The organism is Streptomyces sp. A1277, assembly GCF_004795015.1.
In the GTDB taxonomy this organism is placed as follows: Bacteria; Actinomycetota; Actinomycetes; order Streptomycetales; family Streptomycetaceae; genus Streptomyces.
Genome location: NZ_SSBI01000017.1, coordinates 108143 through 130067, shown reverse-complemented (window position 1 = coordinate 130067; position 21925 = coordinate 108143). Strand labels below are relative to the sequence as shown.

The window sequence follows — 21925 nt, the reverse complement described above, 5'->3', positions numbered from 1 at the left end:
CCCCCGCCGCGCCGCCCCCCGCCCCGCCGTACCGCGCCCCGCCCCGCCGTACCGCCCCCCGCCGTCAGGTACGCGTCCGCCCCCCGGCCCCTCCCCGCCCCCTCGTCGCGAAGGCCACCGCGAGCAGTCCCGCCAGTGCCGCCGCTCCGGTCGCCGTTCCCGCACGCAGGCCCGGCGGGCGGAACGTGCAGTCCACCGCCGTCCGCCCCGCCTCCATGGGCGCCGCGACCAGGCCGAGGTACGAGCCGGCCGGGCGTCCGTCGCAGCTCCAGCCCGCGATCCGGGGCGCGGCCAGCACCGCGACTCCCCGGGTGCCCGCCGGAAGTTGGGCGTGCACGGCGCTGCCGGAGACCGTCACCCGCACCGCCCCCGTCCGCTTCAGCCCCGTCACCGCTGAGGCCAGCCGGTCCGGGGCCAGGCAGCCGACGGAGTCGTGCGGGACGGTCCCGGGCCGCTCCACCCGCAGGGTCACCGCGATCCGGCCGGCGCCCGGGCCGAGCGGCAGGATTCCGGCGCGCCGGGCCGGCAGGTCGCCCCGGATGTCCTGCGGATCACCGGCCGGGCCCAGCAGGGCCGTGCCGAACAGGTCGGGCGCCCACAGGAACACCCGGCTGCCCGCCGGACAGCTCGCGCTCAGCGTGTACGCGCCGGGCTCGACCTCGTACGCGTGGGCGTTGCGGTCGGTGGCCGGCACGCCCTCGGCGGAGCGGAGCGTGGTCGCCGGCAGCGTGTACACCCGGGCGCCGAGCAGCTTCTCCTGGTTGCGGAACGGCGAGCGGCCCCAGCCGGAGGGGGCGGAGCCCGGCGGGCGCACGGTCACCAGCGGCGGCACGTCCTGCCGGGTCACGGTCACCGGCCGGGTGTCCGGGCGGTTCCAGACCTGGTGCGGGTCGCGCGGCACGCGGACCCGGGCGCCGACCGAGAAGACCGCGTCGGTCACCGGGTTGTCCAGGCTCCGCAGGGCGCGCCCGCGCGAGGTCCAGCCGGCGCCGAGCGCGAGGAAGGTGCGGGTGGTCACGTCGGGCGTGTGGCTGCTGTAGTACGCCCCGCCCTGGCCGCCGACCGCCAACGGGTCGTTGGCGGTGCTCTGTTCGAGCCCGGGGTCGGTGCGGTAGCGCGGCCAGCCATCGGCGCGGGCGACCGCCTCGGCCTGGAGGCGCTGGCGTTCGCCCCAGGGCGCGTAGTCGTCGAACTGCTTCAGCCGCTGCCGGTCGGCGTACGCGGTGGTCGCGGCGGCCTGCCCGGCCTGCGCCCCGACCAGCAGCACCACCGCGAGCAGGGCGAGCCTGCCCCCGCGTACCAGCGCGAGCGCGCAGAGCGCCGCCACCAGGCCCGCCGCGAACAGCGGGTACGTCCAGCGGGTGACCAGAGCGCTGGGCGCGGCGCCCGCCGCGATCAGCACGAGCACCCCGGCCCCGCCCAGCAGCGCCCGCCGGTCCGGCCAGCCGCGTGCCACGGCGGTCCAGGCGGCGATCACCACCAGGCCCGAGAGCACGAACGTCTGGCGGAACGGGCTGCCGTTCGGCGTCGCGAAGGCGTGCCAGAGCAGATGCGTGGGCCCCCACTGCAACGACAGCGCGACGAGCGCCACAAGACCCGGCCACACCCACCGCTCGGCGCGCGGCACCCCGCGATGGAAGGCGAGCGCGCAGGCCGGCAGCAGGGAGCCGGTGCCGAGGAAGAGCGCGGGGCTGAAGAACCCGTACGTGGCGGGCAGCAGCCGGGCCGCCGCATCGGGCCAGGCGGCCGGGGCGAACGGCCGGGTCCAGCCCGGATAGGCGTGCCGGGTGCCGAGGAAGACCGGCAGCAGGACCGGCGCGGCCAGCCCGATGCCCAGCAGGACCGTGCGCGCGGCGCGCCCCAGCCCCCGTACCCGCTCGCGCGCGGTGCCGTCCTCCAGCAGCAGCCGGACCGCCAGCACCAGCGCCGCCCCGAGCGTGGCCATGTACGCGGTGTAGAAGTTCGACACCCAGGCGAGCGCCACCAGGAGCGTGCCGAGCACCGGCCGCCGCGCGGTCCGCGCCCACTCACCGGCCAGGCACAGCAGCGGGAAGGCGATCAGCCCGTCCAGCCACATCGGGTTGTACACGGCCTCGATCACCGACCAGCCGCACAGCGCGTACGAGGCGCCCAGCACGACCGCCGCCCACTCCCGGCCGCGCCCCCGGCGCAGCGCGGTGAGCAGCCAGGTCATGGCTGCCGCCGCCACGCCCGTCTTCACCAGCGTGACCACGTAGAGGGCCAGGTCGGTGCGGTCCCTCGGGAACACCCCGACCAGCAGGGCGAACGGGCTGGTCAGATACGTGCCGAGATCCGGCAGGAAGCTGCTCCCGTAGCCGGACTGCCAGTTCAGCAGCAGCCCGCCGTCCGCCCGGCCGTGCAGCAGGCCCCAGAGGTGGGTGTGGAACGGGACGAACTGATTGCCGAGGTCGTTCACGCTGCGGGTGCGCGGGCCGAACGGGAAGGTGCGGGCCACCGCGTCCCCGGCGCAGACGGTCACGACGGCGAGCAGGGCGGCCAGCGCGGCGCTCCGGCCGCGCGGCGATCGGAGAAGCGACGGAGTCCTCATGATGAGTCGAATATGTCATCGAACATCGTGAAATCCCGCGAGCGGAAAGGCGGTTCACCCGATGGTCCGCAGGCGTTCATCCGGCCGCCCGGGCGTGGCCACCGGGCCTGGCCGGCGGGCCGGAACGCGGTTCTCCGTGCCGACAGGGCGAGTTCATCCCGCGGCCGTTCAGGGCGTACGACCTGGTCGTCCGCTTCACGCGACGGCGTCTCACACACGACGAGGGGCGGGGCCCGCAGGCCCCGCCCCTCGCACCGCGCCCGCCCCTCGCACCGCGCCCGCCCCCCGCACCGCGCCCGCGCCCCCCGCACCGCGCCCGCCTACCGCCCCCCGCCCGCCTACCGCAGCGCCATCCGCCGCAGCGCCTTCGCCCGCCGGGCCACCCGCCGCACCGCCGCGTTGCGCGGCAGGAACGCGAACTGCTCGGGCACCCCGCCCGGCAGCCCGAGCGACGTCAGCCGCCTGCGCTTGAAGTAGCGCCGGGTCGCGTCCGTGAACCGGGCGGCGAGGTACCGCTCCGCGACCGGCCGCAGCTGCGGATAGATCTTCGGCTGCATCGCGAACCCGACCGCCGTCACCAGCTCGTTCAGCCCCTCCGGCGCCACCGCCGGGACGTGCGCCGGCGCGTCCCGGTCCGCCAGGTCCGGCACCAGCGCGTCCACCAGCGTCACCGGCACCCGGTTGCTGTTCTCGAACGGCGTCAGCCGCTCCAGCAGCGTCCCGGTGCCGACCCGCGCCACCGGCAGCCCGTAGAACGCCGACGCCGTCAGCAGCGCGGTCGAGAAGCAGCCGACGACCAGGGCGGGCCGCATCCGCCGGTACAGCACCTCGGCGAGGACCGGCGCAGTCAGCACCCCCGCGTCCAGCACGGTCAGCTCCGCACCGAGCCGGGCCGCCTCCTCCTCCATCGCCCGCGACCACTGCGCCGGGGCCGTGGGGTGCGGCTTGAACACCAGCCGGCGGTGGCCCCGCCCGACCGCGCCCCGCATCATCCGCAGGTGCAGCTCCTCCTCCTCGGCCGCGCTGATCAACCCGAGCGCGGAGAGGTACTGGCCCAGCAGCAGCGCCGGACCCTCCACGGACGGCAGCCCCGCCGCCCCGGCCGCGTCGTCCAGCTCGCCGAGCACCTTCAGGAAGGCGTCCGTCGGCACGCTCTCCGCGCGCACCCCGAACTCCGTGAGCAGCATCGGCCGCAGCCCCGGCACCAGATCGAGGTGGAGGAGGCGCCCCACCCGGGTGCCGACCAGCGGATCGATCCGGTTCCTGGTCGGGCCGTAGCTCATCAGCCCGTCCGCGTACACATCGACCGGTACGCCGGTGAAGATCCGGCAGACCGCCATGGCCGGGTCCACCTGGATCGACTCCACGGCCAGCTCGACGTCGTCGTCACCGAGCCCCCAGGCCAGCCGCAGGTGCCGTTCCCACAGCGGTACGTCGTCCGGGCGCGGGGACCAGGTGCTCGGGTGGTGGGGGGCGATCGTCGCGTTCCACGACACGACCTCGTCGAAACGCGTGCGCAGCGCGTCGAACCCGGGCATCGCGTCGAGGGAAGGGGTCGTCTCCGGGATCGGCGCGTTGTTCGCGACGAGCAGGACGCGCCGCCCCGCGTCGGGGAAGAGGCCCGCGTCCAGGGCGGCGGCGAGCGTCGCCGTGCCGTAGAGGGTGGAGGCGAGGAAGACCTGCGTCGTACGGTTCCGGCTGCTGCTCACGCGGCCGCCACCTCCTTCACGGCGGACCGCCGCCGCAGCCGGCGCAACAGAGTCGCGCGCTCGACGTCCATCGAGCCCAGCGCCTCGTCCAGCACGTCCTGCGGCATGCGCCGCAGCGCACCGGCGCTCATCGATTTCAGCGCACGGGCCACAGAGGGTTCGAACCTTTCCAGCGCACTCATGTGATGGGAAATGATCGCGCAGTAATTGCGGACCGCTTTCGGCAGCAGTGCGCGCGCGTCCCGGTCCGCCGCCGTTTCCCGTATGACCTGGTCGAACGAGCGAATGAAATCGAGCTGGCGCATGTCACCGATCTGCGTCAGGGACGAGGCGACGCCGCGCCGGTAGAAAATGCCGAGCAGGCCCAGTACCGCGAAGGAATCCGCCTCCCGGTGCAGCCGCCAGATCCACGGCCGGTCCTCCGCCGTGCGCAGCCCGTCCGTGAAGTGCAGCAGCCCCCGGTCCAGGAGCCGGCGGTGGTAGAGCCCCGCCCAGGCGTACGCGTAGTCCACGGACGTGGTCCGCGATGCGGGCAGGATCGCCTCGCGCGGCGCCATCACCCGGTCCCGGCGGCCGTGCGGGACGCGGTGGACCGTACGGGCGCGGCCGTCGGCCTGCACATGGTCGGTGCGCACGAAGTCGCAGCCCAGCGCCTCGGTCCTGGCCAGCAGCTCGGCGTAGAAGCCGGGGGCCAGCCAGTCGTCGCCGTCCAGGAAGGCGAGATAGGTGCCGCGGGCCGCGTCCAGGCCGGTGTTCCGGGCGGTCGCCAGGCCGCCGTTCTTCTCGTGTCTGCGGACGACCACCCCCGGAATCTCGTCCTGCGCGCGGCGCAGCAGCTCCGCGGTCCCGTCGGTCGAGCAGTCGTCGACGAGGATGAACTCGAAGTCCTCGCGGGCATTGGCCCGCAGACTTCTGAGGGTGTCTGGTGCGTATGTCCGCACGTTGTAGAACGGCACGATGACCGAGAGCTTAACCACCCGCGTCACGCTAGTTCCGGGCCGGGCATTCGCCCTTTCGGCCGTGCGGACGGCGGGTGAACGGAAACCGTCAGAACGGTGAACCGCCCGGCCCGTGAGGGAATTCTCCGCACCTTTTCAACGTGCCGGGCGGCTGGTTCGACAAGCGTCGGCGGGCTGTTAACCCTTTGTTGCTTTCACGTTGGGCCGCCCACCCCCGGGCCTTCCTAACGTCTTGGACGTGCCCCTCAGCAACAGCAATTCGGCCTTCCCCGCAGCGGCGGCGTCCACGCACTCGCCGCCCCCCGCGCTCCGGGTGGCCGTGCTCGCCGACTCCGACACCCGATGGAAGTGGGGCGCGCTCACCGCGCGCCGGCTGACCTCGGGCGACGACCGCGCGTCCACGCCCCGCGCGCGGATCAGCGGACTGCTGCTGCGCGGCCGGGCCACCCCGACCCCCCGCCAGCTCGCCGAGATCGGCGACGTCGGCGTCACCGCCGACCGGGTCCGCGAGGTCACCGCCGTCGAGTTCCTGCACGCCGTGCGCGACGAGGGCTACGACCTGGTGGTCCTCGCCCTCGTCGGCGGCGCCGTCCAGGCCATGCTGCACGGCCTCGCCGCACTCCGGCTGCCCGCCAGGCCCGTCGTCGTCACCGGCTACGTCGGCGTCGTCTACGAGAAGCTCACCGACGGGCTGCTGCTGCGGCACGGCGCCGACATCGTCCTCGCCAACTCCCGCCACGACGCGGACCGCTTCCGCGCGGTGTACGAGGGCGTGGGCGCCGACGCCTCGGCCGTCACGGAGGCCGCCCTGCCGTTCCTCGGCGGCGCCCCCTACCGCCCCGAACCGGGCCGCGACACCCTCGTGTTCGCCGCCCAGCCCTCCGTACCGGAATCCCGCGCCGACCGGACGTACCTGCTGCGCAGGCTCGCCGAGCACGCCCGGCTGCACCCCGGGCGCGAGGTCCTGCTGAAGCTGCGCTCCAAGCCCGGCGAGCACACCACCCACATCGAGGAACACCCCTACCAGCGGCTCGCCGAACGGCTGCCCGGCGGCCTCCCGCCCAACCTCCGCCTGGTCTACGGGCACATGGGCGAGGTCCTGGACCGCACCGACCTCCTGGTCACCGTCTCCTCGACGGCCGCCCTGGAGGCCCTGCACCGCCGCATCCCCACCGCCGTCCTCACCGACCTCGGGGTCCGCGAACCCCTCGGCAACCACCACTTCACCGGCTCCGGCCTGCTCACCTCCTTCGACCGCCTCGACAGCGGCGAGTGCCCGCAGCCCGACCCCGCGTGGCTGGCCGCCCAGGGCGTCGCCGCCGAGGGCGACTACGCCACGGCCTACGACACCGCACGCGCCCGGGTCACCGCCCTGCTCGCCCGGGACCGGCTGCCCGACCCAGCGCCCTACTACACGCCCACCACCGCCCCCGGCTACCTCCCCGGCATCCTCGCCCGCCACCACCTGGCCCCGGACGGCCACCCGCTGCCCGGCGCCACCGCGCCACGGGAGACCGGCCGGGTCAGGGGAGCGGTGCGCGAGGCGGTGCGCGGCGCGGCCCGGGGCGCGTACCGGCACGGCGTCCAGCGGGTCGCCCCGGTCGTCCGGCGGATGGGCGAGCTGTGAAAACCATCGTCAAGACACCCACTGGAGCAGCGATGACGCAGCCCACCGTGCTCGCCGTGATCCCCGCACGCGGCGGATCCAAGGGCGTACCGGCCAAGAACCTCGCCCGGGTCGGCGGTGTACCGCTCGTCGTCCGCGCGGTCCGCGCCTGCCTGGCGTCGAGCGAGGTCACGGACGTCGTCGTGACGACCGACGCCCCGGCCGTCGCGGAGGCGGCCCGCGCCGCCGGCGAAGCGCTCGGCGAGAGCGGCCGGCTGCACTGCGTACAGCGCCCCGAGGCCATCGCCGGCGACACCGCCACCAGCGAGGCCGCCGTGCTGCACGCCCTCGACGCCTACGAGGCCATGCGGGGGCGCACGGTGGACGTCGTCCTGCTCGTCCAGTGCACCAGCCCCTTCATCGCCCGCGAGGACATCGACGGTGTCGCCGCCGCCGTCGCCCACGAGGGTGCCGACACCGCCGTCACCGTCGCCCCCTTCCACGGCTTCCTGTGGCGCGACGGCAGCGCGGTCGAGGACCACAACTACGGCGTCAACCACGACAAGTCCGTCCGCCCCCGCCGCCAGGACCGCCCCGAGGACCTCCTCGAAACGGGCGCCGCCTACGCCATGGACGCGGCCGGATTCCGCACCCACCGCCACCGCTTCTTCGGCGACACCGCCCTCGTGCGCACCGACCCGGCCCGGGTCCTGGAGATCGACGACCCGCACGACCTGGCCCGCGCCCGCGCCCTCGCCCCGCTCCTGGACCCGGCCCCGCTCCCCACCCTCGACGACATCGACGCGGTCGTCCTCGACTTCGACGGCACCCAGACCGACGACCGCGTCCTCATCGACGCCGACGGCCGCGAGACCGTCGCCGTGCACCGGGGCGACGGGCTCGGCATCGCCGCGCTGCGCAAGGCGGGCGTACCGCTCCTGATCCTCTCCACGGAACAGAACCCGGTCGTCGCCGCCCGCGCCCACAAGCTCCGCGTCCCCGTCCTGCACGGCATCGACCGCAAGGACCTCGCGCTCAAGCAGTGGTGCGACGAGCAGTCCCTCGCCCCCGAACGCGTCATGTACGTCGGCAACGACGTCAACGACCTCCCCTGCTTCGCGCTCGCCGGCTGGCCCGTCGCCGTCGCGAACGCCCACGACTCGGTGCGCGCGGCGGCGCGCGCCGTGACGACCGACCCCGGCGGCTCCGGCGCCATCCGCGAGATCGCGGCCTGGCTCCTGGGCCCCACCCTCACCGACGCCTCAGCCCCCACCGATTAAGGAACCTCCCATGAGCACCTCCCGTCTGCGCACCCTCGGCAACCGCACCGCCGGACCCGGCAACCCCGTGTACATCACCGGCGAGATCGGCATCAACCACAACGGCGACCTCGACAACGCCCTCGCGCTCATCGACGTGGCGGCCGAAGCCGGCTGCGACGCCGTCAAGTTCCAGAAGCGCACCCCGGAGATCTGCACCCCCCGCGACCAGTGGGACATCGAGCGCGACACCCCCTGGGGCCGGATGACGTACATCGACTACCGCCACCGCGTCGAGTTCGGCGAGAGCGAGTACCGGGCCATCTCCGAGCACTGCGCCGAGCGCGGCATCGACTGGTTCGCCTCCCCGTGGGACACCGAGGCCGTCACCTTCCTGGAGAAGTTCGACGTCCCCGCCCACAAGGTGGCCTCCGCCTCGCTCACCGACGACGAACTGCTGCGCACCCTGCGCGCCACCGGCCGCACGGTGATCCTCTCCACCGGCATGTCGACCCCGCGCCAGATCCGGCACGCCGTCGAGGTCCTCGGCTCCGACAACATCCTGCTCTGCCACGCCACCTCCACGTACCCGGCGAAGGCCGAGGAGCTGAACCTGCGGGTCATCCACACCCTCCAGCAGGAGTACCCCAACGTCCCGATCGGCTACAGCGGCCACGAGACCGGCCTCCAGACCACCCTCGCCGCCGTCGCCCTCGGCGCCGCGTTCGTCGAGCGCCACATCACCCTGGACCGCGCCATGTGGGGCTCCGACCAGGCCGCGTCCGTCGAACCCCAGGGCCTCACCCGCCTCGTCCGCGACATCCGCACCATCGAGGCGTCCCTCGGCGACGGCGTCAAGAAGGTCTACGAGTCCGAGCTCGGCCCGATGAAGAAGCTCCGCCGGGTCCCGGGCGTCGTCGCGGAGAACGGCGGGACGGCCCCGGCCGCCGAGCCGGTCGCGGTCTGACGGGCCGGCCGGTGAACCTCGCCTTCGTCGAGAGCCCGGTCCAGCTCCTGAACGTCCTGGAGTGGGCCGTCACCGAGGGAGGCGGCGGACGCGTCCTCACGGACGTCACCGTCGTCGTCCTCCCCCCGCTCGACCCGATGTCGCGCGGCCAGCTGCGCCGGATGGCGGAGCTGGCCCGCGACGAGGGCATGACCGTGCGCTGGCAGGAGGCCCGCGGCGACTCCGGCACCCCGCTGAAGTCGCTGCGCGCCCTCACCAGGCTCGTGCGGAACGCCGACCACATCGTCATCGGCGACCCGTTCTCCCGTTACGTACAGCTCCTGCTCTCGCTGGTACGCCCCCGCCGCCTCACCGTGGTGGACGACGGCACCGCCACCATGGAGTTCGTCGCCCAGCTCACCCGGGGCGAGCGCCTGGTCCGCTGGCACCGGCGCGGCGGCTCCGGCCCCCGCGAACTGGCCCTCGCCCCCGTGACGGCCACCGCCCGCCGCCGCTTCACCCCGTCTGCGGTCCGCGAGGTCGAGCTGTTCACCGCCATGCCGGTCATCCCGCCGCCGGGCGTCACCCTCATCCCGAACACCTTCTCCTGGACCCGCTCCCGCTTCGGCCCGCCGCTGCTCACCAAGGGCGCGGACCTGGTCGGCACCTCCCTGGTCGAGACGGGCGTGGTCGACCGGGCCCGCTACCTGGAGGCGGTCGCGGCCCTGGCCCGTACGCACGGCGCCACCCGCTACTTCGCCCACCGCCGCGAGTCCACCGAGAAGCTGCACGCCCTGGAGGCGGCCACCGGCCTGGAGATCGTCCGCCCGGACCTCCCGCTGGAACTCATCGCCCGCCGGGGCCCCATCGGCCGCACGGTCCTGAGCTTCCCCTCCACGGTGGTCCACACCCTGCCCCTCGCCCTCACCGGCACCGAGGTCAAGGTCGCCGTCTGCGACATCGCCCCGGAATGGCTCCACGCCACGGCCTCCCCGAGAGCCCAGGGCTTCCTGAGCGGGGTCACGGAGACGGCCCGGGACGTCCACCGCCTGGCCCCGTGGCGGGCGACGGCCATCGCTACGGAGGCATGACCCCGAGTCCGTCCCCGACCTGCCACGGAGTCCGGGTCAGGGGTACGCCAGGGGCATCCCCTATAGCTGCCGGTGCGGGCGCGACGCGAACATGAAGCCATGCAGACAACGGAATTGACGAAGCCTCAGCTCTCCCCCACCGCGACCGGGAAGGCGTTCCTCGCAGGCCCGGCCCTGATGGCCGGCTACGGCGTGGTGCGGCTGATCGGCCGGGCGGTGGGTGACTACGGGCCCGGGGTGTGGTGGTCGGTGGCGCACGTGCTCTTCCTCGCCGGTGTGGGGGCGTTCGTTCCGGTGTTCCTGGGGCTGCGGCAGCCGGCCGGGGTGCGTGGCGGCAGACGGACCGCCGTCCGGGTGGCGGTCGGGGCGGGGCTGCTGGGGGCGGCCGCGGTGGCGGTCCAGGCCACGATCGACCTGGTGGTCGGACTGCTCGCGGCGGACAAGCAGGCGATGAGCGACATGTTCGAGAAGGTGCAGGACGTGCCCGGTGTGATGCCGGTCGTCTACTCGGTGGTGCCGATGCTGTTCTGGCTCGGGCTGCTGGCACTCGTCACCCTGCTCGCGTTCTTCCGCCGGGACGAGGTCCCGGCCCGGTCCCCGCTGCTGGTGCTGGCCGGAGCCGTCCTGATGGTCATGAGCCTGGATCTGCTGACGGCCGGAGCCCTGTGCATCGGGCTGGCGCTCTTCCCGCTGCGCCGGGGGCTGAAGGGCTGACGAAGGTCCTGCGGGTGCGGCGCGGCGGCCGGGCAGTTTACCCACCCCGCGCCCAACCCACACGCCGAGACGCGGCCATTCATTCGCCTATGTGGCTGAAGTTTTCCTGTTTCATGGCCAGTTGTGGAGGGAAGAGGCTTACCCTTCAACAGGTGAGCCAGTTGATCTGCCCCGAGACCGATGCCGACCTGCCCCAGGGCGAACCCCTGCCCGGCGCCCTCCCCGAAGCGCTGCGCGCCGAGCTGATCGCCTTCCGCAGAGACCTGCACATGCACCCCGAGCTCGGCAATCAGGAGTTCCGCACCACCGCGGCGATCAAGGCCCGGCTGGAGCAGGCGGGGCTCGCGCCGCGGGTGCTCGCCTCCGGGACCGGGCTCCTCTGCGACGTGGGGACGCGCGGGGAGAGCACGCGGCCCATGCTCGCGCTGCGGGCGGACATCGACGCGCTGCCGATCCCGGACAGCAAGACCGGCGTCCCGTACCGCTCCACCGTGCCCGACCGGGCGCACGCCTGCGGGCACGACATCCACACCGCCACCGTCCTCGGCGCCGGCCTCGTGCTCGCCGAGCTGGACCGGCGGGGGCTGCTGCCCGACCCCGTGCGGCTGATCTTCCAGCCGGCCGAGGAGGTGCTGCCCGGCGGGGCGCCCGACGCGATCGACTCCGGGGCGCTGGAGGGCGTCGGGAGGATCATCGGGGTGCACTGCGACCCCAAGGTGGACGTCGGCCGGATCGGGCTGCGGGTCGGCGCGATCACCTCCGCCTGCGACCGTCTCGAACTCTCCCTGGACGGGCCCGGCGGCCACACCGCCCGCCCGCACCTGACCACGGACCTGGTCACCGCCGCCGCCAAGGTCGCCACCGAGGTGCCCGCCCTGCTGGCCCGGCGGGTCGACGCCCGGTCCGGGCTCGCGCTGACCTGGGGGCGGCTGGAGACCGGCCACGCCTGCAACGTCATCCCGCAGCACGCGGAGCTGTCCGGCACGGTCCGCTGCCTGGACCTCAGGGCCTGGCGCGAGGCCCCCGACCTGGTGCACGCCGCGATCGACGAGGTCGCCGGGATGTACCGCGCCAAGACGGTGGTCAACTACGTCCGCGGCGTCCCGCCCGTCGTCAACGAAGCCGCCGCGATCGACCTCCTCGCCGGCGCCATGTCCGCCCGCCGGGGCCCGTACGCCATCGAGGACACCGACCAGAGCCTGGGCGGCGAGGACTTCTCCTGGTACCTGGAGCACGTCCCGGGGGCCATGGCGCGCCTCGGGGTCCGTACCCCCGGCGACACGCGCGGGCTGGACCTCCACCGGGGCGACTTCGACGCGGACGAGGAGGCGATCACCGTGGGCGTCGAACTCTTCACCGCCGCCGCGTTGCTCCACGGCAACCATCCGTAACCGGACAGGTCGCTCCCGATTCACGACGATCCGATAACGGCTTCCGTACAGGGCTTTATCTGACATCTACGCGCGTTACGATCGCCGCGAAACCAGCGCCGGAAGAGGCGCTTCGGTCAGGTTTGAAGGAGCCTTCCCTTGCGCCGGATCACTAGCATTGCCGCTGCGGGCGTCATGTCCGCGGCACTCGCGCTCGGCGTTACCGCGTGCGGCGACTCGTCCTCCTCGTCGAGCAGCAGCAGCCCCGACTCCAAGGGCAGCAAGACCGCCCTCGCGTACGACATCGGCGGCCGCGGCGACCAGTCGTTCAACGACGCCGCGTACGCGGGTCTGGCCAAGGCCGAGAAGGAGCTCGACGTCAAGGGCACCGAGGCCGAGCCCTCGGACGGCGAGTCGGACGCGGACAAGGTCCAGCGCCTCACCTCGCTGGCCCGCGCCGGGAACAACCCGGTCATCGGCGTCGGCTTCGCCTACGCGCCCGCCATCAAGAAGGTCGCGCCGAAGTTCCCGAAGACCACCTTCGGCATCATCGACGACGCCTCGGTGACCGGCCCGAACATCGCCAACATCGTCTTCAACGAGGAGCAGGGCTCCTACCTCGCGGGTGTCGCCGCCGCCAAGGTCACCAAGACCAAGACGGTCGGCTTCATCGGCGGTGTCGAGACCCCGCTGATCAAGAAGTTCGAGGCCGGCTTCACGCAGGGCGTCAAGGACACCGACTCCTCGGTGAAGGTGATCTCCCAGTACCTGACCCAGCCGCCGAACTTCGACGGCTTCTCCAAGCCCGACCTCGGCAAGGCCGCGGCCCAGGGCCAGCTCGACAAGAAGGCCGACGTGGTCTACTCGGCGGCCGGTCTGGCCGGTTCCGGTGCGATCGAGGCCGTCTCCAAGGCCGGCAAGTGGAACATCGGCGTCGACTCCGACCAGTACAACCAGAAGGGCCTCGCCGCCTACAAGGAGTCCATCCTGACCTCGGTCACCAAGGACGTCGAGGACTCCGTGCTCAACCTGATCAAGTCCGTGAAGGACGGCAAGCCGCAGTCCGGTGAGGTCCGCTACGGCCTGGACAAGGACGGCGTCGGCCTGGCCACGTCGAACCCGGCGTTCACCAAGATGACCGACGTCATCTCGGCCGTCGACAAGGCCAAGCAGGAGATCATCGACGGCAAGATCACCGTCAAGACCGCCCCGTAACGACCCCCGTCGTACGGCTGGCATCCCAGGCCCGGAGCGCGCGGCACCGCCGCTCCGGGCCTGCGGGATACTCCTCGAAGTGAGTTCCGCCCGTCGCAGTGCACTCTCGGACAGGCCGCGGACCCGGTGTTCCGGCCCTGCCGCACGCGAGCGTCTGACGATTCAGCAACGCTACGCGTGTAGACAGCTCTCAGGCGCGATAACTTCACCCCGCCCCGCCCTGCCCCTCCGCCCCACTCCTGTCCGGCCAAGGAGAGTGCGTCATCAACGCGTCCAGCAGCCCCCCCGCCGTGGAACTGCACGGCATCACCAAGCGTTTCCCCGGCGTGGTCGCCAACCACGACATCGGCATCACCGTCCGCAAGGGCACGGTCCACGCCCTCGTCGGCGAGAACGGCGCCGGCAAGTCCACCCTGATGAAGATCCTCTACGGCATGCAGAAGCCGGACGAGGGCACCATCGCCGTGGACGGCGAGCAGGTCTCGTTCTCCAACCCGGGCGACGCCATCGCCCGCGGCATCGGCATGGTGCACCAGCACTTCATGCTCGCCGACAACTTCACCGTCCTGGAGAACGTCGTCCTCGGCGGCGAGAAGCTGCACGGCATCGGCTCCGCCGCACGGAAGAAGATCAAGGAGATCTCCGACGCGTACGGCCTGGGCGTCCGGCCCGACGCGCTCGTCGAGGACCTGGGGGTCGCCGACCGGCAGCGCGTGGAGATCCTCAAGGTCCTCTACCGCGGTGCCCGCATCCTCATCCTCGACGAGCCGACCGCGGTGCTCGTCCCGCAGGAGGTGGACGCGCTCTTCGCGAACCTCCGCGAGCTCAAGGCCGAGGGCCTGACCGTCATCTTCATCTCGCACAAGCTCGGCGAGGTGCTTTCGGTCGCCGACGAGATCACCGTGATCCGGCGCGGCACGACGGTCGGCACCGCCGACCCCGCGCACACCACCACCAAGCAGCTCGCCGAACTGATGGTCGGCAGCGAACTGCCGTCGCCCGAGACCCGTGAGTCCACGGTGACGGACGTGCCGATGCTCCGCGTCGAGGGGCTCTCCCTCGCCATGACGGACCCGGACGGAGTCGTCCGCGACGTGCTGTCCGACGTCGACTTCACCATCCACAAGGGCGAGGTCCTCGGCATTGCGGGCGTCGAGGGCAACGGCCAGACCGAGCTGATCGACGCCCTCATCGGCATGCGGACGCCGGACAGCGGAGTGATCACGCTGGACGAGGAGGACATCACGCGCGCCCCCACCCGCAAGCGGCGCGAGGGCGGCATCGGCTACATCCCCGAGGACCGGCACCGGCACGGCATCCTGCTGGACGCCCCGCTCTGGGAGAACCGCATCCTCGGCCACGTCACCGAGAAGCCGAACAGCCGGGGCTTCCTGCTCGACCCCAAGGCGGCCCGCCAGGACACCGTCCGGATCGTGCGCGAGTACGACGTCCGCACCCCGGGCATCGAGGTCACGGCAGGCTCCCTGTCCGGCGGCAACCAGCAGAAGCTGATCGTCGGCCGCGAGATGAGCCACGCGCCCAAGCTCCTGATCGCCGCCCACCCCACCCGCGGCGTGGACGTCGGCGCGCAGGCGCAGATCTGGGACCAGATCCGCGAGGCCCGCCGCGAAGGACTCGCCGTCCTGCTCATCTCCGCGGACCTGGACGAGCTCATCGGGCTCTCCGACACCCTGCGCGTCATGTACCGCGGACAGCTGGTCGCGGACGCCGACCCCGCGACCATCACCCCCGAGGAACTGGGTTCGGCCATGACCGGCGCCGCCGCAGGGCACCTCGAAGCAGCACCGGAGGACGAGGTCTGATGAAGAAACTCGACAAGGACCGGCTGATCCTGGGCTTCGCCGGCCCGGTACTCGCCCTCGTCGTCGCCTTCGTGCTCAGCACCCTGGTGCTGCTCGTGTCGGACCGCGACCCGTTCGAGCTGTACCGGCTGCTGTTCGAGCAGGCGTCGTACTCCGACGTCCAGGTGCTGATCATCAACCAGGCCGGTACGTACTACCTGGCCGCCCTCGCGGTCGCGGTCGGCTTCCGGATGAACCTCTTCAACATCGGCGTCGACGGGCAGTACCGTCTCGCGGCGATGATGGCGGCCCTCGTCGGCGCGAGCGTCGACCTCCCCGGGCCGCTGGAGATCGCCCTCATCGTGATCGTGGCGATGCTGGTGGGCGCCTTCTGGGCGGGCATCGCGGGCATCCTCAAGACGACCCGGGGCGTGAGCGAGGTCGTCGCGACGATCATGCTCAACTCCATCGCGACCTCGCTGATCGCCTGGCTGATCCTGCCGAAGAACTTCGGCGACCAGGCCACCGGGTCCAACAACCTCACCACCGGCGAGATCCACGAGTCCGGCTGGTTCCCGGGGCTCTCCCTGGGCGCCGAGTCCGGCGAGATCTACGGCTTCACCTTCGTCGCCGCCGGCTGCGGCCTCGTCTACTGGTTCGTCCTGAACCGCACCCGCTTCGGCTTCGACCTGCGGGCCACCGGGGCCAGCGAGAGCGCCGCCCAGGCATCCGGTGTGGACGCCAAGAAGATGGTCCTCACCTCGATGCTGGTCTCCGGCGCCGTCGCCGGCCTGGCGGGCATGCCGACGCTGCTCGGCGACACCCACACCTACAGCCTCGACTTCCCCGTGGGCATCGGCTTCACCGGCATCACCATCGCCCTGCTCGGCCGGAACCACCCGGTGGGCATCGCGCTCAGCGCCCTGCTGATCGCGTTCCTGGACAAGGCGTCGTCCCCGCTCGACCAGTTCGGTTTCGAGAAGGAGATCGCCACGATCATGCAGGGCCTGATCGTGATCTCCGTCGTCATCAGCTACGAACTGGTCCGCCGTTACGGGACCCGCCGCCAGCAGCAGAAGGTCGGCGAAGAGCTCGCCGCCGGCAACGCCCTCACGACCGAGAAGGAGGCGGCCCTGTGAGCACCAGCAAAGTCTCCGCCGCACGCCTCGCCCCCGCGAAGGGCGGCCGCCGTTCACTCTCCCTGCCCGTCGTCCTGCTGCTGCTCGCCGCAGCGCTCGCCCTCGTCTCGCTGGTCCGGCTGATCAGCGGCGCCGACGACGTGACCTCCGTGGGCCAGGTCGCCGGCGCCCTGGAACTGGCCGTGCCCATCGGTCTCGCCGGTCTCGGCGGCCTGTGGGCAGAGCGGGCCGGCGTCGTCAACATCGGCCTCGAAGGCATGATGATCCTCGGCACCTGGTTCGGTGCCTGGGCCGGTTTCCAGTGGGGCCCGTGGGTGGGCGTGCTGTTCGGCATCATCGGCGGCGCGCTCGGCGGTCTGCTGCACGCGGTCATGACCGTCACCTTCGGCGTGAACCACATCGTCTCCGGTGTGGCGATCAACATCCTCGCCGCCGGCGTCACCCGCTACCTCTCGAACTTCACGTTCGCCGACAAGCCCGGCGGCTCCTCCAAGCAGTCACCCCGCGTGGACGAGATCGACAAGATCACCATCCCGGGCCTGTCGGACTGGCTGCAGGACCTCCAGCAACACCACTGGTTCTTCGTCTCCGACCTCGCCGGCATCATCGGCGGGCTCGTCACCGGACTGTCCCTGCTGACCGTCGTCGCCCTGCTCCTGATCCCCGTCACCTGGTGGGTGCTGTGGCGCACGGCGTTCGGTCTGCGGCTCCGCTCCTGCGGTGAGAGCCCGGTGGCCGCCGAGACGCTCGGCGTGAACGTCTACAAGTACAAGTACATCGCCGTCGTCATCTCCGGCGGCCTGGCGGGCCTCGGCGGCGCCTTCCTCTCCATCGTCGCCACCAGCATCTACCAGGAGGGCCAGACCGGCGGCCGCGGTTACATCGGTCTCGCCGCGATGATCTTCGGGAACTGGATGCCCGGCGGCATGGCGCTCGGCGCCGGCCTCTTCGGCTTCACCGACAGCCTCAAGCTGCGCGGCGGCGCCGAGAACGTGCACGCGATGCTGCTGCTCCTGGGCATCCTGGTGGCCATCGCCGCCGTCTGGCAGCTGTACCGCAAGAAGTACGTCTCCGCCGTGATCGCCGCGGTCTGCTCCGGGGTGCTGTTCACCTGGTACGCGCTGACGGACCAGGTGCCGAGCCAGTTCGTGGACGCCGCGCCGTACGTCACGACGCTGCTGGTGCTCGCCCTGTCCGCGCAGCGGCTGCGCATGCCGAAGGCCGACGGCATCCCGTACCGCAAGGGTGAAGGGAAATGACCGCGGCCCCCGAAGCCGACTGGGAGGCCCTGCGGGCCGCCGCCCGGGACGCCATGTCCCGGGCGTACGCCCCCTACTCCGGCTACCCGGTCGGCGTCGCCGCCCGCGTGGACGACGGCCGCACGATCGTCGGCTGCAACGTCGAGAACGCCTCGTACGGCATCGGCCTGTGCGCCGAGTGCGGCCTGGTCTCCCAGCTGCACGCCACCGGCGGCGGCCGGCTGACCCACTTCACCTGCGTGGACGGGGCGGGCGAGATCCTGGTGCCGTGCGGCAGGTGCAGGCAGCTGCTGTACGAGTTCGGCGGACCGGAACTCGTCCTGGAGACCCCGGACGGCCTGCGCACCCTGGACGAGATGCTCCCCCAGGCATTCGGCCCGGCGCACCTCGGCTAGAACCCGCCGGGTGGGCCCGCACGTGGGCCCACCCGGCGTCTCTTTCTCCCTCTATGCGCGTAGAGTCAACAGGGCTCATCGCATCTGTACGTACCGGCCGGAAGGACGCCAGACCATGGACGCCATCTCCGTCATCCGCACCAAGCGGGACCGAGGCGAGCTGACCCCCGAACAGATCGACTGGGTCATCGACGCGTACACCCGCGGCGAGGTCGCCGATGAGCAGATGTCCGCACTGGCCATGGCGATCCTGCTGAACGGCATGAACCGTACGGAGATCGCCCGCTGGACCGCCGCCATGATCGCCTCCGGCGAGCGGATGAACTTCGACACCCTCTCGCGCCCCACCACGGACAAGCACTCCACCGGCGGCGTCGGCGACAAGATCACCCTCCCGCTCGCCCCGCTGGTCGCCGCCTGCGGCGCCGCCGTCCCCCAGCTCAGCGGCCGGGGCCTCGGCCACACCGGCGGCACGCTCGACAAGCTGGAGTCCATCCCCGGCTGGCGCGCCCACCTCTCCAACTCCGAGATGCTGGACGTCCTCGACACCACCGGCGCCGTCATCTGCGCGGCGGGCGACGGCCTCGCCCCCGCCGACAAGAAGCTGTACGCGCTCCGCGACGTCACCGGCACCGTCGAGGCGATCCCGCTCATCGCCAGCTCGATCATGTCCAAGAAGATCGCCGAGGGCACCGGCGCCCTCGTCCTGGACGTCAAGGTCGGCTCCGGCGCCTTCATGAAGACCATGGACGACGCCCGCGAACTCGCCTCCACCATGGTCGCCCTCGGCACCGACAGCGGCGTCCGCACGGTCGCCCTGCTCACCGACATGTCCACCCCCCTCGGCCTGACCGCGGGCAACGCCCTGGAGGTCCGCGAGTCCGTCGAGGTCCTGGCCGGCGGCGGCCCCAGGGACGTCGTCGACCTCACCGTGGCCCTCGCCCGCGAGATGCTGGACGCGGCCGGCCTCAAGGACGCCGACCCGGAGAAGGCCCTCGCCGACGGCTCCGCCATGGACGTCTGGCGCCGCATGATCTCCGCCCAGGGCGGCGACCCCGACGCCGAGCTCCCGGTCGCCCGCGAACAGCACGTCGTCAAGGCATCCGCCTCCGGCATCCTGACCCGCCTGGACGCCTACGACATCGGCGTCGCCGCCTGGCGCCTGGGCGCCGGCCGCGCCCGCAAGGAGGACCCGGTCCAGGCCGGCGCGGGCGTCGAACTCCACGCCAAGCCGGGCGACGAGATCACCGCGGGCCAGCCGCTGCTGACCCTGCACACGGACACCCCGGAGAAGTTCGACTACGCCCTGAAGGCGCTCCCGGACGCGTACGACATCGCCCCGTCCGGCACCTCGTTCACGGCGACCCCGGTGGTGCGGGAACGTATCGCCTGACCTGCGGCTTCCCGCGTACGAGCGAACGGGACCGGCGGACCGCCGCCGGTCCCGTTCGGCGTACCGGCCGCGGACGCGGGGGTGCCCCGCCGGCCGGGAAGGGGGCCGCGCCACGATGAGTTTCCGGCGGGCCACCGGTCCTCCTCCGTATGGTCCCCCTGCCGGTCGTCCTGACAGGGGCGGCCCGTGCTCAACTTCGGGCTCGCCCTGCGGCAGGAGTACCGCCGGCGCGGCATCCGCGTCCTCACTCTGTGCCCCGGCCCGGTGGAGACCGCCTTCTTCGAGGTCATCGGCACCCGCAACGCGGCCGTCACCGGCTCCATGACCACCCCCGAACCCGTCGTGCGCGCCGCCCTGCGCGCACTGGACCGCGACCGCGGCTACATCGCCCCCGGCCTGGGCCACGCCCTGACCGCCCACCTGACACCGCGCCGCCCCCGGACCGTGGTCGCCGCCATAGCCGAACGCATCACCCGCAAGGTCCTGACCCCGGCACCTGCCGCCCCGACGACGCGGGAGTGCGCCGCGTGAAGCCCCTCACCGCCCCCGGCCTCACGCCCCCTCGGCGTTCAGGTGGTCCGGCAGCCCGGACAGCGGGAACCCGCGAGGTGTCCAGGAAGCAGTGCATGCCCGTGCCCGCGCCGTCCGCGATGCCGATGGCCGGGACCGCCCACGGCGCGAAGCCGGGGCCCTCCGGGACCGGCTTGCGGTGGGCGAAGGCCGGGGCGCCGTTGGCGGAGGTGGCGAGCAGGCGGGAGCCGGCGCGGCTCGCGCCGAAGGACGTCATGAAGCCGGTGCTGTCGTCGTGGCCCCGGAGCCAGAGGTCGAACGGCGGCCTCGTCATCACCGCGTCCTCGTGCAGCAGCGCGGTCAGGGCCTTCATGTCGTAGCCCTCGAACGCCGCCACGTACCGCTCCAGCAGCTCGGTCTGCTCCTCGTCGAGGGGGTTCGCGGCCTCGGCGGCCACGGCCTCGTGGTCGGTGAGCGTGGCGCGGGCGCGCTGGAGGGCGCTGTTGACCGAGGCGACTGACGTGTCGAGCAGCTCCGCGACCTCGGCGGCCTTCCACGCCAGCACCTCGCGCAGGATCAGCACCGCGCGCTGCTTCGGCGGCAGGTGCTGGAGCACCGCGACGAACGCCAGCCGCACCGACTCGCGGGCCACCGCCGCTTCCGCCGGGTCCTCGGCCGAGGGGATGGTCCGGCCGTCCGGCATCGGCTCCGGCCAGGTGTTCTCCGGCAGCGGGTTCAGCGCGGCCCGCGCGAGCGGCGTCGCACCGGACAGGTCCACGGGCCTGGCCCGCTTCCTGCCCGCGTTCAGCATGTCCAGGCAGACGTTGGTCGCGATGCGGTACAGCCAGGACCGCAGCGAGGACCGGCCCTCGAACTTGCCGAAGTTGCGCCAGGCCCGCACCAGCGTGTCCTGGACCGCGTCCTCCGCCTCGAAGGCCGAGCCGAGCATCCGGTGGCAGTAACCGGTCAGCTCGACCCGGTGCCCCTCCAGACGGCTGTCGATGTCGGACGCCGCACCGGCCCCTGTCCCCGTCCCGGACTCCGCTGCCCTCGCCGCTGTCAGATCACTCATCGCCCATTCCACCCCTGTTGCGCTGTGACGCCGCTCACTTCCACCAGCGCTTCGGAAGCTACAGCAGGGGTCTGACAACGAGGGCGGGACGAGCGGGAGGCGGTCAGGTCCCCGGCTTGCGCCCGTACACGTAGACGTCGTCGCCGTTCTTCAACAGGTTCCAGTACGACTTCGCGTCCGCGGTACGCATGTTGACGCAGCCGTGCGACCCCGGCGGGTTCCACATCTTCACGCCGACCGCGTGGAACGCCTGGCCCCCGTCGAAGAACTGGGAGTACGGCATGGACACGTGGTAGATCGACGACACGTGGTTCTTGTGGCGCCAGTAGATCTTCTTGGCGCCGGTCCGGGTCTCGTACTTGTCGCGCCCGGTCCGCACCGGCACCGGCCCGAACTTCAGCTTCTTGCCGTCCTGGATCCAGCTGATCTGCCGGGTCAGGTCCACGCACGCGATGCGCCCCTTGTTGGTGGGGCACTTGCCGGCCTTGTTCGGGTTCTTGCCGGCCGCCTTCTGCGCGGTGAGCGTCTGCATGGTGCGCCAGGTGACGGGTCCCGCGTAACCGATGGTCGGGGTGACCCCGTACGTGCTCTGGAACGACCGGATCGCCTTGCAGTCGGCCGCCGACTGCTTGCCGTCCACCTTCAGGTGCAGGTACTTCTCGACCTGCTTCTGGTTCGGCCCCGTGGACGTCGTGCAGGACGCCGCCTGGGCGGTGCCGCCCGTACCGAGCACGAAGGCCGGTATCGCGGTCAGACCCGCGACGGACAGGACGAGCCCGCGCCGGACCCGTATGCCCCCTATGCCTTGTATGTTCCGCATGTTCTCCCTGACTCCCATGTACGCCAACTCCCCTTCGCGCGCACTGCGGTGATTCCGCCTGCTAGATGCGCGAGGGGGAGCGGTCGGTTGTGCGCCG

17 protein-coding genes and 1 pseudogene are annotated in these 21925 nt (G+C 72.4%); 13 read left to right on the top strand and 5 right to left on the bottom strand.

Annotation, left to right across the window (positions count from 1 at the left end; translation table 11 throughout):
- Nucleotides 1-64: 64 nt before the first annotated feature.
- From E6R18_RS14335 to E6R18_RS14325, 3 genes are all read right to left on the bottom strand, one after another.
- Nucleotides 65-2569 (bottom strand): YfhO family protein, encoded by a 2505-nt coding sequence (locus E6R18_RS14335; protein WP_136317262.1) that lies wholly within the window; start codon nt 2567-2569, stop codon nt 65-67.
- 338 nt (nt 2570-2907) lie between these two features.
- Nucleotides 2908-4278: a polysialyltransferase family glycosyltransferase gene (locus E6R18_RS14330; RefSeq protein ID WP_136317261.1), complete on the bottom strand. Its 1371-nt coding sequence runs from the start codon at nt 4276-4278 to the stop codon at nt 2908-2910.
- Entirely contained in the window at nt 4275-5255 is a 981-nt protein-coding gene (locus E6R18_RS14325) for a glycosyltransferase family 2 protein (RefSeq protein ID WP_136317260.1), read from the bottom strand. The genes E6R18_RS14330 and E6R18_RS14325 overlap by 4 nt, the downstream gene beginning before the upstream one ends.
- Nucleotides 5256-5550: 295 nt before the next feature.
- Here E6R18_RS14325 and E6R18_RS14320 point away from each other — a divergent pair, with 295 nt between their 5' ends.
- The 13 genes from E6R18_RS14320 (at nt 5551) to E6R18_RS14260 (ending at nt 19957) form a co-directional block, all read left to right on the top strand.
- Entirely contained in the window at nt 5551-6864 is a 1314-nt protein-coding gene (locus tag E6R18_RS14320; protein WP_136317272.1) for a DUF6716 putative glycosyltransferase, read from the top strand.
- 32 nt (nt 6865-6896) lie between these two features.
- Nucleotides 6897-8123, top strand: a complete 1227-nt coding sequence (locus E6R18_RS14315; RefSeq protein ID WP_136317259.1) for an acylneuraminate cytidylyltransferase — start codon at nt 6897-6899, stop codon at nt 8121-8123.
- Nucleotides 8124-8133: 10 nt separating this feature from the next.
- Nucleotides 8134-9069 carry an N-acetylneuraminate synthase family protein gene (locus E6R18_RS14310; protein WP_136317258.1) on the top strand — a complete coding sequence of 312 codons (936 nt, stop codon included), beginning with the start codon at nt 8134-8136 and terminating at the stop codon, nt 9067-9069.
- Nucleotides 9070-9080: 11 nt separating this feature from the next.
- Nucleotides 9081-10139: a hypothetical protein gene (locus E6R18_RS14305; protein ID WP_136317257.1), complete on the top strand. Its 1059-nt coding sequence runs from the start codon at nt 9081-9083 to the stop codon at nt 10137-10139.
- A 99-nt stretch (nt 10140-10238) separates the two neighbouring features.
- Nucleotides 10239-10853, top strand: a complete 615-nt coding sequence (locus tag E6R18_RS14300) for a hypothetical protein (protein WP_136317256.1) — start codon at nt 10239-10241, stop codon at nt 10851-10853.
- A gap of 161 nt (nt 10854-11014) precedes the next feature.
- Entirely contained in the window at nt 11015-12244 is a 1230-nt protein-coding gene (locus tag E6R18_RS14295; protein ID WP_136317271.1) for an amidohydrolase, read from the top strand.
- 138 nt (nt 12245-12382) lie between these two features.
- Complete coding sequence (locus E6R18_RS14290; RefSeq protein ID WP_136317255.1) at nt 12383-13438, top strand: BMP family ABC transporter substrate-binding protein; 1056 nt, start codon at nt 12383-12385, stop codon at nt 13436-13438.
- A gap of 239 nt (nt 13439-13677) precedes the next feature.
- The gene (locus E6R18_RS14285; protein ID WP_136317254.1) at nt 13678-15261 is read left to right on the top strand and encodes an ABC transporter ATP-binding protein; all 1584 of its coding nucleotides are present in this window, start codon (nt 13678-13680) and stop codon (nt 15259-15261) included.
- Nucleotides 15261-16379, top strand: a complete 1119-nt coding sequence (locus tag E6R18_RS14280) for an ABC transporter permease (protein ID WP_136317253.1) — start codon at nt 15261-15263, stop codon at nt 16377-16379. The genes E6R18_RS14285 and E6R18_RS14280 overlap by 1 nt, the downstream gene beginning before the upstream one ends.
- On the top strand, nt 16376-17638 hold the full coding sequence (locus E6R18_RS14275; RefSeq protein ID WP_136317252.1) for an ABC transporter permease: 1263 nt from the start codon (nt 16376-16378) through the stop codon (nt 17636-17638). The genes E6R18_RS14280 and E6R18_RS14275 overlap by 4 nt, the downstream gene beginning before the upstream one ends.
- On the top strand, nt 17635-18033 hold the full coding sequence (locus tag E6R18_RS14270; RefSeq protein ID WP_136317251.1) for a cytidine deaminase: 399 nt from the start codon (nt 17635-17637) through the stop codon (nt 18031-18033). Before E6R18_RS14275 ends, E6R18_RS14270 begins: the two co-directional genes overlap by 4 nt.
- 115 nt (nt 18034-18148) lie before the next feature.
- Nucleotides 18149-19426 (top strand): thymidine phosphorylase, encoded by a 1278-nt coding sequence (locus tag E6R18_RS14265; RefSeq protein ID WP_136317250.1) that lies wholly within the window; start codon nt 18149-18151, stop codon nt 19424-19426.
- Nucleotides 19427-19612: 186 nt separating this feature from the next.
- On the top strand, nt 19613-19957 hold the full coding sequence (locus E6R18_RS14260; RefSeq protein ID WP_240799723.1) for a hypothetical protein: 345 nt from the start codon (nt 19613-19615) through the stop codon (nt 19955-19957).
- Between the two features lie 21 nt (nt 19958-19978).
- Here the strand turns inward: E6R18_RS14260 and E6R18_RS14255 are convergent.
- A pseudogene (locus E6R18_RS14255) lies at nt 19979-21008 on the bottom strand (sigma-70 family RNA polymerase sigma factor).
- Between the two features lie 103 nt (nt 21009-21111).
- On the bottom strand, nt 21112-21828 hold the full coding sequence (locus tag E6R18_RS14250) for a L,D-transpeptidase family protein (protein WP_136317249.1): 717 nt from the start codon (nt 21826-21828) through the stop codon (nt 21112-21114).
- Nucleotides 21829-21925: the final 97 nt, after the last annotated feature.